Genomic DNA, 12,878 nt, shown 5'->3' with positions numbered 1-12,878 from the left:
TATGGACAGTAGCATTAAAAAAAATATAGAAATAATCCAATCTGGAGCAACAAAAAAAGGGAATTTTAATTTTAAAGATACTCATGTTTTCACAATGCCCAAGGGTTATAAGAAATCATCAGCTCACGTAGAGGGAGAAGCAGATAACGCAAAAAAGACAGGGTTTATTATTTTAATTTTTGGTTCCTTATTTCTAATTTTGTCTTTAGCTGGGTCTTATTATTATTTTATCATGAAGGGGGATGGTGCAAATGTGGCTAATCCTAGCATTGTCATCAATGAAGAGCAATCCAATAAGACAAATACGGAAACCAATATTGCAACACAAGACAAGGTGAATGACGAAGTCAGAGAGGGCGACCTGGGTCAAAAGGTTAAAGCTCCAGAAAAAACGAATAATCAGATTAAAGAAAATACCCCCGATACAGCAACCGTTAACTCAGAGAAAAAAAGAGAAGTTATAGCCGAGGAAATTGAGGGTGCAGTAGCTCAAGAAAAAGAAGTTGAAAACTTAATAGATCAAGATAGTGATATAGACTCAGAAGAGATGATTTCTGAGGAACAAGAGGTTCCTACTCCCACAATAATTTTAACAGATTATGATAAGGATGGCCTCTCGAAAGAAGAAGAAATAGCAGCAGGAACTAGTGATTCTTCCCCAGACACAGACAGCGACACTTATGCAGATTTAGCTGAAATGTTAAATGGATACAATCCTCTGGGAGAAGGTGAGATAAGTGATAACTTAAATTTTAAAAAATTTACAAACTCTAAATATCAATTTTCTTTTTATCATCCAGTATCTTTTACAGTAACCGCAAACACCAATGATGCTATAATTCTAGACTTAGGAGAAGAACAATTTTTTCAAATATTTATTGAAGCTAATGAAAAAAAACTAAGCATAGAAGACTGGTACAAAAGTCAATTTGGAGTTAATGTTATTGATAGCAACTTGGGTTTCGCTAAAGGTAGCTGGAGGGCAATAAAGAATGCAGATTCAAAAGCTATATTTTTTAAGAACAATATAGATAACTATGTTATTGCCCTGAATTACTCAAGCAATGATAACAATAAATATTTAAATATTTTTGAAATTGTTTTTAACACTTTCACGGTTCTGAATTAGAATATGCCTATTGATATTTCAAATAAGACTAGAACAAAGATAGATTTAAAGTTAGTTAAAAAAGTCTCTGAGCAATTTTTAACAAAATATAAAAAAAACAAATTTGAGTTGTCAGTGGTTTTCGTTGGTGACAGGCGCATGCAAACTATAAATAAAATATATAGAGGCTATAATAAAATAACGGATATATTATCATTTGAAGGAGAAGAAGAGTTCCTTGGAGAGTTGATTATTGATTATGCCCAAATAGAAAGACAGGCTAAGAATTTTAATAATAGCGTGAGGGAAGAGCTTGTTTTTATATTAGTACACGGTCTTCTTCATTTATTGGGTTATGATGATAAAACAGAGAAAGAGGAGTTTAAAATGATTGCTCTGGGGGAGAATTTTATTAAAACATTAAAATTATAACAATGATTAAAATACGCAGACTGTTTAAAAGTTTTAAATATGCCGTTAACGGACTGATCAAAATATTTAAGGAGGAACAGAATTTAAGAATTCAGTTTTTTTTAGGGCTTCTCGCTTTATCGCTTGCTTGGTTTTATAGAATAGACAAGATTGAATTATTGTTAATAGTTTTTTCGATAGGACTTGTTCTATTAATGGAAACCATAAACAGTGCTGTTGAAAGAGTAGCAGACGTCTTAAAACCGAGAATCAACACTTATGTTAAGGAAATTAAAGATATAACCGCTGCTGCAGTGATGCTCGCCTCAATTATTTCTTTAATAATAGGGATTTCTATATTTTGGCCTTATTTGATTGATACTTTGTAGTCTTTTCCTTAACTTGGCCAAAATCTATTGTTTTATTTTTCAATTTTTAGTATAATATATTATATAATTGTAGATGTATAAAAAATTTGTACATAATTTTTATTTATGAAAGATGACATAATTGCCGGACTAGATATTGGCTCAACTGAAGTTAGGTTAGTAGTAGGTCAAAGAATTAATAGTGACAGCGGTGACAAGGTTCAAATTATTGGTGCTGTCTCCGTTCCCTCCGAAGGAATTAATAAGGGAACAGTAAATAGCATAGAAGATGTTACATCTTCTATTTCTGCTTGTCTAGAAAAAGCTGAAAGGCTTGTCGGTGTCCCCATCTCAAGTGTTTGGGTGGGCATTAACGGCCCCCACATTAAATGTGAAAGAAGTAAGGGTGTTGTTGCTGTCTCAAAAAGTGATAATGAAATCGGTCGCGATGATGTAGAGCGCGCCATTGAGGCTGCTAGGGCTTTGTCGGTTCCTCCTAATTATGAAATATTACATGTTATCCCTGTAAAATATATTGTTGATAATCAAGAAGATATTAAAGACCCCATTGGGATGACTGGAGTCAGGTTAGAAGTTGAAGCTTTAATTATTCAAGGACTTTCATCTCAAATTAATAATCTAACAAAAGCGATATATAGAACTGGTCTTGGTATTGAAGATTTAGTTTTATCTCCATTGGCAGCCGCTGAAGCTGTTATTGGCTCAAAGCAAAAAGAGCTTGGTGCGATACTAGTTAATATTGGCTCATCAACAACTAGCTTGGCTGTTTTTGAAGAAGGTGAATTATTGCATACTGCAATCTTGCCTATTGGGTCAGAACACATCACTGCCGATGTTGCTATCGGGCTTAGGTGTCCTATCAATTTGGCTGAGAGAATAAAAATAGAACATGGTTCTGCTAATTCTGAAAAATTTGGGAAAAAAGACGAAGTGGATATTTCTGAAATGGCCAGAGAAGAAAACTCAGAAGAAGATTCTAGAGTAATTTCCAAAAAATATATTTCAGAAATTATTGAAGCTAGGGTCGAAGAGATATTTAAAAAAGTTGATATTGAGTTAAAAAAAGTTGATAGATCTGGCATGCTTCCAGCCGGAGTCTTCTTAGTTGGCGCCGGCACAAAACTGAATGATATTATTGATGTTGCAAAAAGAGAGTTAAGGCTTCCTGCTTGTATTGCTGTAAACAAAACAATCCCAACCGTTATCGAAAAAGTTAATGAGCAAAACTATTTAACAGCACTTGGACTTGTTGCTTGGGGTAACCAATTTATAGATGACGGTGGTTCTAGGGGTGTTGCCCTTAAAAAAACCCTTGATGGAGTGGTGAGAAATGTTCGAGATATTTTTTCAAAGTTCAAGCCATAAGATAGCTTGCCAATTTTAAACCTTTATATTAAGATTATATAGATTAAAAGATAAATTATTAATATTTTTATATGGCTGAAGTAAAACCAGCAATTGAAACTTTTGCTAAAATTAAAGTAGTTGGAGTTGGAGGAGGAGGAGGAACCGCTATTGATAGAATGATTGACGCCGGTGTTAAGGGTGTCGAGTTTATTGCGGTTAATACAGACGTTCAAGCACTGCACTACAATAAGGCAAACATCAAATTGCATATTGGAAAATCAATAACTAGAGGATTAGGCGCTGGAATGAATCCTGAATTGGGAGCACAAGCTGCCGAAGAATCACAAAATGAAATAAGAGACGCACTTAAAGACGCTGATATGGTTTTTGTTACCTGCGGTATGGGTGGTGGAACTGGTACAGGAGCTTCTCCTGTGGTGGCTGAGATTGCTCGTGACCTAGGTGCTCTAACAGTTGCTGTGATTACAAAGCCATTTGCTTTCGAAGGGGCACAAAGAAAAAATCTAGCAGAAAGAGGCTTAACAGAGCTATCTGATAAGGTTGATACAATAATTACAATTCCAAATGACAAACTTTTACAAAGCATAGATAAAAAAACATCACTTTTGGACGCTTTCCAAATAGTCGATGAGGTTTTAAGACAAGGTGTCCAAGGGATAGCAGAACTCATTACAGTTCCTGGTCTTATTAATGTTGACTTTGCTGATGTTAAGGCCGTTATGGCTAATGCAGGATCTGCTCTAATGGGTATTGGGCAGGCTAGTGGAGAGAATAAGGCTCTTGAGGCAGCAAAAGCAGCTATTAATTCACCTTTACTTGAAATGTCTATTGAAGGAGCTCGAGGAATACTCTTTACTATTACAGGGGGTCCTTCTCTCGGTATGGTTGAGGTTAGTGAAGCTTCAAAAATTATTACTGCCTCAGCAGACGAAGATGCCAAAATTATCTTTGGTACTGTAATTGATGAGAAAATGAAAGATGAAATTAAAATAACAGTGGTGGCTACAGGTTTTGACGGAAGGGTTGGGAGTAAAGGAGATTTAGGTTCTATTGATAGAGGATATACTCCAAGTGCTTTCTTGTCCAATGAACAAGATGAGGATGCAAAGCTAAAGAAAGAGGAGGAGAGCAAGCCATCTAAGTTTTCTCCTCTAAAAGAAGCTCAACAGGAGCCAGCCAAGAAAGAAACAATAGATACAGAAGGAGGCGAAGATGATGATGAAATAGGAATTCCAGCCTTTATTCGAAAAAAGATGATGTAAGGGTAAAATCGTTCAATATATTGCAATATTAGCATAAAAAAGGCTACAAAATAATATTTTGTAGCCTTTTTGATTGGTTTTAGAGCATTTTGGCACAAAATATTAGAGATACTATATTTTGTGGATAAAAACATAAATCCATAAGAAATTAATTAAAAAGGTGATTAATTAATTTTTTATGGATTTTTTTTATGGATAAGAAAAATTTACAATTCCATATTGAAAGTGATGATTATTTTGGGACCTTAGCCACAGTCATTGATTTGGTAAGACAGAATTTAAATCCATTCAAACAGAAGCAGGAAAAAAGTACATTGGAAGTAAAGGTTGAGGAATTAATATATTTACAGAAGAATTATAGGATAGTCAAAAAGTAGTTTAACAATTTAATAAAATAATTTATTTCGGCAGAGTCCGGGATAACTAGAAAGGGGGTGATTATATGAATCAAAAACCCCAAGAGGTCGCCGAAGTGGTTGAATGTTGCGAAGACTATCCATTAGGAGGATCTCTTGAACCTTATGATATTTGGCGTGATTTGCAAATGCTTGAAAACGCAAGACACAGGTTAGGTCAAATAAAATAAGACACCCGCCCTTTGTGGGAGCGGATGTCTTAGATGCGATGAATATCTCTTAGGAAAATAATGCAGTCTTCTCAAGAGATTTCAGTACAAACCTATCAATTTTGGCATTATTAGTCAAGCTAAAAATGATTTTAACAAATTAATAATATCCACCCTTTTAGGGGGTTGATCAAGAAAAATTATGCAAACTAAAACAATTACCAGAACTGCTTTAAAGCAGAAAACTGGTTATCTAGGTAACTTCTTTATGGAGGTTGCCAACACTAAACCGTATTTTAAGGCGGCGTTTGAAGGTTTTGCTGGGACAGGCAAAACATACACATCAGCAGTAGTGGCAATTGGTCTTCACAAAAAAATTAAGTCAAAGAAACCAGTTGTAATGTTCGACACAGAAAAGTCAGCTAAATTTTTAAAAACTATTTTTAAAGAAGCTGGCATAGAACTACTTGTAAAAGAATCAAGGACATTAGCAGACCTGAAAGAAACGATGAGACTATTGAAAGAAGAGCAAGTATCTGACATTTTGATAATCGATAGTATTTCTCATGTTTGGGAGGATACAGTTGAGGCCTTTAAAAGAAAGATGAAGAGGAATTATCTTCAATTTCAGGATTGGGGAATATTAAAGCCAATGTGGAAGTCTGAATTTTCCGATCCATTAGTAAGAGATCCATATAATATCATTATGTGCGGTCGAGCTGGGTTCGAGTATGAAAATGAGATAAACGCGGAAACTGGAAAAAGGGAAATCTTTAAATCTGGTATAAAAATGAAAGTTGAGGGTGAGACAGCTTATGAGCCTGATATATTAGTTTTAATGGAAAGATTTGAAGAAATTATGGGTAGAGATAAAAAAGTCTATAGACAGGCTACGATCGTAAAAGATAGATCAACTCTTATTGACGGCAAAACATTTATAAATCCTACCTTCAAAAACTTTGAACCGGCAATTGATGAGATGCTATCTGATCCTGATGAAAGAGAAGCTCAAGAAACCGATTCCAGCGGACTATTCAAGACAGAAGAGGATAAAAGAGATTATATCAGGAGTAAGGAAATAGTACTTGAAAAAATTACCAATGAATTAGTTAAGGCTTGGCCAAGCAGTGGTGCAGCTGATAAAAAATCAAGAATAGAAATATGCGAAAAGGTGTTTAACACAAATAGTTGGGAGGAGATTAAGCGGAAAGGATTAGCTGAGCTTGCACCCGGGCTTGAAAAACTAAAAGAGGCTATTATTAATTATTTTGCCGATCAATTTCCTGATAAAGCAGAAGAGAAGGTGATCCAAAAAAAAACGGTAAAAAGTAAAACTAGAAGGGGGGCAAAAGATGTTAAGTAAAACACCAAGCGTTCCGCATTTAATTTCGGAGAAGATTAGATTAAAATCAAGAATTCAATCAAGGAATTATTTGCTTGGTGAATTTAGGCAAATTGTGAAAAGAGAGAATGAAAGAGATAGTCAGCGGATTGCAGAAATTGAAAGAAAGCTTAATGTTGGAAAGCCTAGAACATATAAAACATTTTTGTTTTTTTAATAAAACACACAGGGCTTTATAGCCTTGTGAGGCAAGAGGTCGGCTTAGTCCGAGGATTCGGTTTCGACTGAATTCACCTCTTGTTTCATAAGTCTATAAATGTACTCACATGCTTGTCACATGAAATACAATATAAACATCAACCAAATGGCTTTAGCTAATACCTCGCTCGATATAGCAGATGGGGCGATTTTGGATTATTTGTATTATTTATGCTCATCACTTAGCGAAAGGGTGGAAAAACAGCGCAAGAACGGCTACACGTGGGTAAATTTTAACTATTTAATGGAGGAGATGCCGTTGCTTAGAGTTAAGTCAAAAAGCAGAATATCAGAAAGAATTAAAAAAATAAGCAATGAGGGATATTTAAAAACACAAAGGGAGGGAAATAAATTTTATGTAAAATTGACAGCTAAAGTTGATGAACTGTTCGTTAAATCGAACGCTTTATCCACACCGTTCGATAAAGCGAACGGTAGTGTTCGTCAAAACGAACGGATAACCCCCTCTACCGTTCGTGAAAAAGAACACAATCATTATACTAATAATCATATTATTAAATCCAACGTTAACGTTGTTAGAAAATATATAAAACCATTAACAGATATTAAAAGAGGACAACTGGAATATCACTTGGAAAGAATTAAAGATATAAAAAATATCAAGGCATGGGTTGAGGTGGTGAACCAGCTTGGATTTCAGACAACTATTAATATATTAATTGATGTCTCAGAAAGCACGGATGCAAAAAATAAAGGAGCATGTGCAATGGGGCTTGCTAAAAAAGCAGGTTATAAAAAGTTTTTTAGACCGAACAAAGACCGACTATGAAAAATTTAAAAACAATAATTAGAAATAATTTATATTTAAGAGTTGATTTCAACAATGAATATAAAAAGAAAAAAGGAGGAGTCAAACAGATCACAGATTTTTTCTTAATTGGCGTATTGCCGATTGCAATATTTTATAAGAATGGTGACCAAGAGAATGCGAGTATAAGCAAACATGTAAAAGTTAAACAGGATCCATTGCTTAGAGGGTTGCAAGGAGTCAAGGGCAATGACGGCAAAAGAGTTGGTCCTTATAAACCACAAGTTAGAGAGATAATAATTGAGCTTGAGAAAGTATTTAAAAACATATTAAAAGATGGAAAATTTAACAATAGAGAAATTGATAAACTCTTGGTTATAAAATTTACAAAAAATGAAAAATGAAAAATTGGTAAAAATTGAAGAGATTAAACCTTACGCGAAGAATGCAAAAAAGCACCCGGTTAAACAAATTAATCAGATTGCTAAAAGTATTAAAGATTTTGGTTTTAATCAGCCAATAGTTTTAGATAAAAAGAATATTATTATAGTCGGACATGGGAGGTATGAAGCAGCTCAAATTCTTGAATTAAAGGAAGTTCCTTGCATAGTTGTTGATTTAAACGAGCAAGAGGCAAGGGCTTATCGATTAGCAGATAATAAACTCAATGAGAGTGACTGGGATATGGATTTGGTTATTGAAGAATTAAAGTTGCTGGATAAAGAAAAGATTGAGATTACCGGCTTTGACATAGATTTAATTATTGAAATTAAAGAAGATGAGTTTGATGCACAAAAAGAATACGATGGCATAAAAGAGGCGGTTGCAAAATTGGGAGATATTTATCAACTGGGAGAGCATAGATTAATGTGTGGTGATTCAGCAATAAGGGAGGATGTTGAGAAATTAATGGATGGGAAACTGGGGAGAATGATTTTTACTGATCCACCATATAATGTTGATTATAAATCACCTGGAGGGCTTGATTATAGTTCAACTAAGTTTGGGGGAACTGGAGGAAAAATATTTAATGATAATAAAAGCGATAAAGACTGCGTTGATTTTTACACTGATGTTTTATTCAACCTTTCTCATTTTACAACTGACGATGTGACTATCTATTGGTGGTTTGCTAATAAAAATAATCATATTAATAGATTTGCCTTTGAGAATGCAGATTGGCACATGAGTCAAATCATAATTTGGCTTAAGAATTCAATGGTATTTAGTCGAGGACAAGACTACCACAGACAATATGAACCTTGCATGCTTGGTTGGAAGAAAAAGAAAACACATTATAAAAATAAGAAAATAACTAATTTAAAAGACGTATTTAATTTTGATTTTGATGATTATAAAGAGATGTTAGATGTTTGGTATGAGAAAAGAGATGTTACGCAGAATTATGTGCATCCAACACAAAAACCTTTGAGATTACCAGAAAGAGCATTAAAAAAGAGTAGTGAAAAAAATGATATTGTTGTTGATTTATTTGGAGGTTCTGGTTCTACCTTAATGGCTTGTCATCAATTAGACAGGAGATGTTACGTAATGGAATTAGACCCGAAATATGTTGATGTAATTATAAAAAGATATGAAAACTACACAGGACAAAAAGCAAAAAAAGCCTAAACTTGAAAACTTGAAAAAAAATTCAAAACCAAGGAAGAAAAAGAAGCATGGCGGAGCAAGGAAAGGTGCAGGCAGAAAGCTTAAGATAGACAATGAAAATGTTCGAAAAATGAAAGAATTAATCGAGGGACATGGGTTGGAAGTAGAAGAGGTAAATGGCAAAAAAGTGGAAAGGGTAGCAATATTGTTGACAGTTCTTTTTAGAGAGGGTGCCAAGGGAAATATTACAGCCATTAAAGAGTATTTAGATAGACAGTTAGGTAAAGCCAAAGAAAGTGTTGAGTTGAAAAATGAAGAAGGCAGAACGTTCAAGATAAATATATCGACTGTTGGAAGCAAACAAAATGGAAATAAATTGGCAACAAACAAAAAAACAGAGTGAGGCATGGAATTATTTGGTTGACCAAAGTACATTTGAGATTTTGTTTGGTGGAGGTGCAGGTGGGGGTAAGAGTTTATTAGGTTGTGCTTGGTTGATTATTATGTGCGGTCAGTATCCCGGTAGCAGATGGTTAATGGGTAGGTCAAAGTTGAAAAGTTTAAAAGAGACAACGCTACAGACATTTTTTGATCTTTGTAAAATGTGGGACATCAGGAACGAGGAGGACTTCAGGTATAACTCAATTGAGGGTGTTATCAGGTTTACAAATGGCAGTTCAATTTTGTTAAAGGATTTATTTTTGTATCCGAGTGACCCGAATTTTGATAGTTTAGGTAGTTTGGAAATATCAGGAGCATTTGTTGATGAGGTTAATCAGATAACATTTAAGGCTTGGAGCATTGTTAGGTCAAGGATTAGATATAAGTTGGATGAGTTTGATCTTATTCCAAAAATACTAGGAACATGTAATCCAAGCAAGCAATGGGTATATCAGGAGTTTTATAAACCGTGGGATGACAAAAAACTAGAGCCGGAGAAGAAGTTTGTTCAAGCCTTGGTGATTGATAATCCATACATTTCAAAGCATTACATTAATAATTTAAAAAGCATTAAGGATAAGGCAACAAGAGAGAGACTATTGCTTGGTAATTGGAACTATGATGATGACCCATCTTGTTTGTTCGACTATGACGTTATCAGTGATTTATTTACTAACAAGGCAGAGTTTAGTAAAGAGAGGTTTATTACAGGGGACGTAGCTAGAAAAGGCAGAGATAAAATGGTTATTACATACTGGGAGGGATTGCAAGTTAAAGAAATAATAGCCTTGGATTATGACATTAAGAAAAATACAGCTAAGTCAGCAGAGTGGATTATAAAATATGCTGAACGGAAACAAGTGAGACGGTCGCATATTATATTGGACGAGGATGGTGTTGGAGGAGGAGTAGTTGATCAGATTGATGGCAGTGTCGGGTTTATAAATAACTCGCAAGCAATTCAACCCGAAGAGGCTATGAGAGATAAAACAAAACAAGTAAATTTTAGTAATTTAAAAACACAGTGTTATTTCAAATTAGCTCAACTTGCTGAAGATGGAAAAATAGGAATTAATGAGCCAAGTGATATTCAAATTAAACATTTGTTGATTGAAGAGCTTGAACAGATTAAACAAAAAAACATTGATAGGGATAGCAAGATTGCGTTAGAAGATAAAGATAAAATTAGAGATAATATTGGACGGTCGCCAGATATTGCAGATGCATTGATGTTTAGAATGTATTTTGAAATAGCTAAACAACCACAACCCAAAATAACAAGTTTATGAATTTAGTAAAAAGATTTTACAATCAAATAATTGGAAAGCAGGCAGTACCGTATTCGTTTTTTGTTAATTCAGGAATTATGTCATCGGTGGTTACCAAAACTGATGCTTTGGATTTTTATAAGTCTTGGGTGTATGCCTGTGTGTCTAGACGAAGCATGGGATTAGCTCAAATAGAGTTTAAACTTTATAGACTTAAAAAGAACGGCGAAGTAGAAGAAATAATTGAACATGAATTACTAGAACTTTTGTATAGGATTAATCCAGAGATGACTAAATATAATTTTATTCAGTTGAGTGTGGTGTACAGAGATTTACTTGGAGCTAGTCCTTGGATTTTAAGCAAGACTAATAAAACAGATAAAACACCAAGTAATATTTATATAGCTAGACCAGAATATTTCAAAGTTAAAAAAGATGATAATGGAAATATTTTGGGATATACATATGAGATAGGATCATACAAAAAAGAATTTGAAAAAGAGGAGGTGTTGTTTTTAAAAAACTATAATCCAAAGAACCCAGATAAAGGTATAGGGATTATTGAGGCTGTGAGAATGACCGCACAAAATGATGATTATATTTTACAGTCAAACAGCAACCTCTTAAAAAACGATGCTAGACCAAGTGGTTTTTTGGAAATGGAGGGCAACGCAGATGCAAAAATGATTAAAAGATTAAAAAAGGAATTTAGAAAAAAATATCAGGGATATGAAAATTCGCACAATGTTCAATTGCTTGAGGGTGGAATTAAATTTAAACCAGTAACAATACCCCCTAAAGATTTAGATTTTATTGAAAGTAGGAAAATGAATAGAGATGAAATATTATCAATATTTGGAGTGCCTAAACCTGTACTGGGAGTATTTGAAGATGTTAACAGGGCAAGTGCTATCGCAGCTGAATATGTATTTAATAAATGGACACTTGAACCTTTGGCCACAGAGATGATTGAGCAGATTAATGAATTTTTAGTACCAATGTTTGGCAAGGATTTATGGCTTGGATTTGAGCATTTAGCAAAAGAAGATGAGGAAATGGATTTAAAGAAAAAAGAGGCATCTTGGAATAAATGGATGACCACCAATGAGATAAGAGAGTCAGAGGGATTTGAACCGATAAACGGAGGAGACTATATTTATATGCCGTTATCTAGTATGCCTATCATTGGAGGCAAAGAAACAAAGACTATAAAGATTAAAGCGTTAAGATCGGGAGGAGTAAATTTAAAACTGCAAAAGAAAATTAAAAGAAGAATATTAAACAGAGATGTAAAACTTAGAAAACTTGGAGAGAAAGCAAGCAATAAAATGGCAAACAGTTTGATTAATAAAAAGGGAATAGTTTTAAAAATTGTTGAAAAGAAAACATTGAGTGATGAGCAAAAAGAAAGGTTTTATAAAATCCGTATGGACAATGAGAAAAGAATGGAGAAGATATGGAAAAAGAAATTTATAGAATTTTTTGAAGATCAGAAAGAGAGATTTATAAAATCTATTGAAGATAACTATCAGAAAGATGTTTTAACAAAACACGGAATAAATATGACATATGAGCTAGAGACAGTAATTTCAGTAATTGATCCTTTGATTTATGAAACAGTTATGGCTGGAGTGGCTGGAGCAAGCGAGCTTATTGGGGAGAATATGGTTATTGATATGGAGTTTATAAAAGAGTGGTTGGGAAAAGTAAGCCGAGAGTCTGGGAGAATTATAACAGACACGACTATTAATGATTTTGAAAAGGAAATGAAAGAGGGAGTAGATGATGGGGAGAGTTTGGAGAAATTAAGGTTAAGAGTAGAGAAAGTATTTGATTTTGCAAAAGATTATAGAGCGGAGATGATAGCAAGAACAGAAACGGCCAGAGGAGTGGTTGAGGCTCACAGGAAGACATATGAGCATTATGGATTTACCAGCGCTGAATGGTTGTTATCGCCTGATGCTTGTGAGGTATGTATAGGTCAATCTGGTAAAGAGTGGACTATTAAATCAATCGAGGGAGAGATACCAGTTCATCCGAACTGTAAATGTGATTTTACCCCTGTTTAATAATTTAATTTATAAAT

Annotated in this window: 15 protein-coding genes; all 15 read left to right on the top strand. The window is 34.1% G+C overall.

Going from position 1 to position 12,878, the window contains the following annotated elements; all coding sequences use genetic code 11:
- Position 1: 1 nt before the first annotated feature.
- The 15 genes from PF572_02440 (at position 2) to PF572_02370 (ending at position 12,861) form a co-directional block, all read left to right on the top strand.
- Positions 2-1,129, top strand: coding sequence for a hypothetical protein (locus tag PF572_02440; protein MDA3839924.1), 1,128 nt, complete (start codon positions 2-4; stop codon positions 1,127-1,129).
- 3 nt (positions 1,130-1,132) lie between these two features.
- A complete protein-coding gene (gene ybeY, locus PF572_02435; GenBank protein ID MDA3839923.1) occupies positions 1,133-1,540 on the top strand; it encodes an rRNA maturation RNase YbeY in 408 nt (135 codons plus the stop codon).
- 2 nt (positions 1,541-1,542) lie between these two features.
- Positions 1,543-1,908: a diacylglycerol kinase family protein gene (locus PF572_02430; protein MDA3839922.1), complete on the top strand. Its 366-nt coding sequence runs from the start codon at positions 1,543-1,545 to the stop codon at positions 1,906-1,908.
- 105 nt (positions 1,909-2,013) lie between these two features.
- Positions 2,014-3,273 carry a cell division protein FtsA gene (gene ftsA, locus PF572_02425; GenBank protein MDA3839921.1) on the top strand — a complete coding sequence of 420 codons (1,260 nt, stop codon included), beginning with the start codon at positions 2,014-2,016 and terminating at the stop codon, positions 3,271-3,273.
- A 71-nt stretch (positions 3,274-3,344) separates the two neighbouring features.
- Positions 3,345-4,538, top strand: coding sequence for a cell division protein FtsZ (ftsZ, locus tag PF572_02420; GenBank protein MDA3839920.1), 1,194 nt, complete (start codon positions 3,345-3,347; stop codon positions 4,536-4,538).
- A gap of 191 nt (positions 4,539-4,729) precedes the next feature.
- On the top strand, positions 4,730-4,915 hold the full coding sequence (locus PF572_02415; GenBank protein MDA3839919.1) for a hypothetical protein: 186 nt from the start codon (positions 4,730-4,732) through the stop codon (positions 4,913-4,915).
- Between the two features lie 65 nt (positions 4,916-4,980).
- On the top strand, positions 4,981-5,124 hold the full coding sequence (locus PF572_02410; GenBank protein ID MDA3839918.1) for a hypothetical protein: 144 nt from the start codon (positions 4,981-4,983) through the stop codon (positions 5,122-5,124).
- Between the two features lie 181 nt (positions 5,125-5,305).
- Positions 5,306-6,466: an AAA family ATPase gene (locus tag PF572_02405; protein MDA3839917.1), complete on the top strand. Its 1,161-nt coding sequence runs from the start codon at positions 5,306-5,308 to the stop codon at positions 6,464-6,466.
- Complete coding sequence (locus PF572_02400) at positions 6,456-6,662, top strand: hypothetical protein (protein ID MDA3839916.1); 207 nt, start codon at positions 6,456-6,458, stop codon at positions 6,660-6,662. Before PF572_02405 ends, PF572_02400 begins: the two co-directional genes overlap by 11 nt.
- A 120-nt stretch (positions 6,663-6,782) precedes the next feature.
- Positions 6,783-7,493, top strand: coding sequence for a hypothetical protein (locus PF572_02395; protein MDA3839915.1), 711 nt, complete (start codon positions 6,783-6,785; stop codon positions 7,491-7,493).
- On the top strand, positions 7,490-7,876 hold the full coding sequence (locus PF572_02390) for a hypothetical protein (protein MDA3839914.1): 387 nt from the start codon (positions 7,490-7,492) through the stop codon (positions 7,874-7,876). Before PF572_02395 ends, PF572_02390 begins: the two co-directional genes overlap by 4 nt.
- On the top strand, positions 7,866-9,104 hold the full coding sequence (locus tag PF572_02385; protein ID MDA3839913.1) for a DNA methyltransferase: 1,239 nt from the start codon (positions 7,866-7,868) through the stop codon (positions 9,102-9,104). Before PF572_02390 ends, PF572_02385 begins: the two co-directional genes overlap by 11 nt.
- Positions 9,067-9,486 (top strand): hypothetical protein, encoded by a 420-nt coding sequence (locus PF572_02380; protein MDA3839912.1) that lies wholly within the window; start codon positions 9,067-9,069, stop codon positions 9,484-9,486. The genes PF572_02385 and PF572_02380 overlap by 38 nt, the downstream gene beginning before the upstream one ends.
- Positions 9,449-10,813, top strand: coding sequence for a phage terminase large subunit (locus PF572_02375; GenBank protein MDA3839911.1), 1,365 nt, complete (start codon positions 9,449-9,451; stop codon positions 10,811-10,813). The genes PF572_02380 and PF572_02375 overlap by 38 nt, the downstream gene beginning before the upstream one ends.
- Positions 10,810-12,861, top strand: a complete 2,052-nt coding sequence (locus PF572_02370; GenBank protein ID MDA3839910.1) for a phage portal protein — start codon at positions 10,810-10,812, stop codon at positions 12,859-12,861. The genes PF572_02375 and PF572_02370 overlap by 4 nt, the downstream gene beginning before the upstream one ends.
- The last annotated feature ends 17 nt before the right edge of the window (positions 12,862-12,878 follow it).

Source organism: Patescibacteria group bacterium (genome assembly GCA_027858235.1).
Taxonomy (GTDB): Bacteria; Patescibacteriota; Patescibacteriia; order Patescibacteriales; family BM507; genus BM507.
This window is presented reverse-complemented; position numbering and strand designations above follow the sequence as displayed.

What these genes read in the sequence shown, in the direction of transcription:
- PF572_02440 (MDA3839924.1), top strand. Translation starts at nt 2, where the DNA reads ATGGACAGTAGCATTAAAAAAAATATAGAAATAATCCAATCTGGAGCA.
- ybeY (MDA3839923.1), top strand. Translation starts at nt 1,133, where the DNA reads ATGCCTATTGATATTTCAAATAAGACTAGAACAAAGATAGATTTAAAG.
- PF572_02430 (MDA3839922.1), top strand. Translation starts at nt 1,543, where the DNA reads ATGATTAAAATACGCAGACTGTTTAAAAGTTTTAAATATGCCGTTAAC.
- ftsA (MDA3839921.1), top strand. Translation starts at nt 2,014, where the DNA reads ATGAAAGATGACATAATTGCCGGACTAGATATTGGCTCAACTGAAGTT.
- ftsZ (MDA3839920.1), top strand. Translation starts at nt 3,345, where the DNA reads ATGGCTGAAGTAAAACCAGCAATTGAAACTTTTGCTAAAATTAAAGTA.
- PF572_02415 (MDA3839919.1), top strand. Translation starts at nt 4,730, where the DNA reads ATGGATAAGAAAAATTTACAATTCCATATTGAAAGTGATGATTATTTT.
- PF572_02410 (MDA3839918.1), top strand. Translation starts at nt 4,981, where the DNA reads ATGAATCAAAAACCCCAAGAGGTCGCCGAAGTGGTTGAATGTTGCGAA.
- PF572_02405 (MDA3839917.1), top strand. Translation starts at nt 5,306, where the DNA reads ATGCAAACTAAAACAATTACCAGAACTGCTTTAAAGCAGAAAACTGGT.
- PF572_02400 (MDA3839916.1), top strand. Translation starts at nt 6,456, where the DNA reads ATGTTAAGTAAAACACCAAGCGTTCCGCATTTAATTTCGGAGAAGATT.
- PF572_02395 (MDA3839915.1), top strand. Translation starts at nt 6,783, where the DNA reads ATGAAATACAATATAAACATCAACCAAATGGCTTTAGCTAATACCTCG.
- PF572_02390 (MDA3839914.1), top strand. Translation starts at nt 7,490, where the DNA reads ATGAAAAATTTAAAAACAATAATTAGAAATAATTTATATTTAAGAGTT.
- PF572_02385 (MDA3839913.1), top strand. Translation starts at nt 7,866, where the DNA reads ATGAAAAATGAAAAATTGGTAAAAATTGAAGAGATTAAACCTTACGCG.
- PF572_02380 (MDA3839912.1), top strand. Translation starts at nt 9,067, where the DNA reads ATGAAAACTACACAGGACAAAAAGCAAAAAAAGCCTAAACTTGAAAAC.
- PF572_02375 (MDA3839911.1), top strand. Translation starts at nt 9,449, where the DNA reads ATGGAAATAAATTGGCAACAAACAAAAAAACAGAGTGAGGCATGGAAT.
- PF572_02370 (MDA3839910.1), top strand. Translation starts at nt 10,810, where the DNA reads ATGAATTTAGTAAAAAGATTTTACAATCAAATAATTGGAAAGCAGGCA.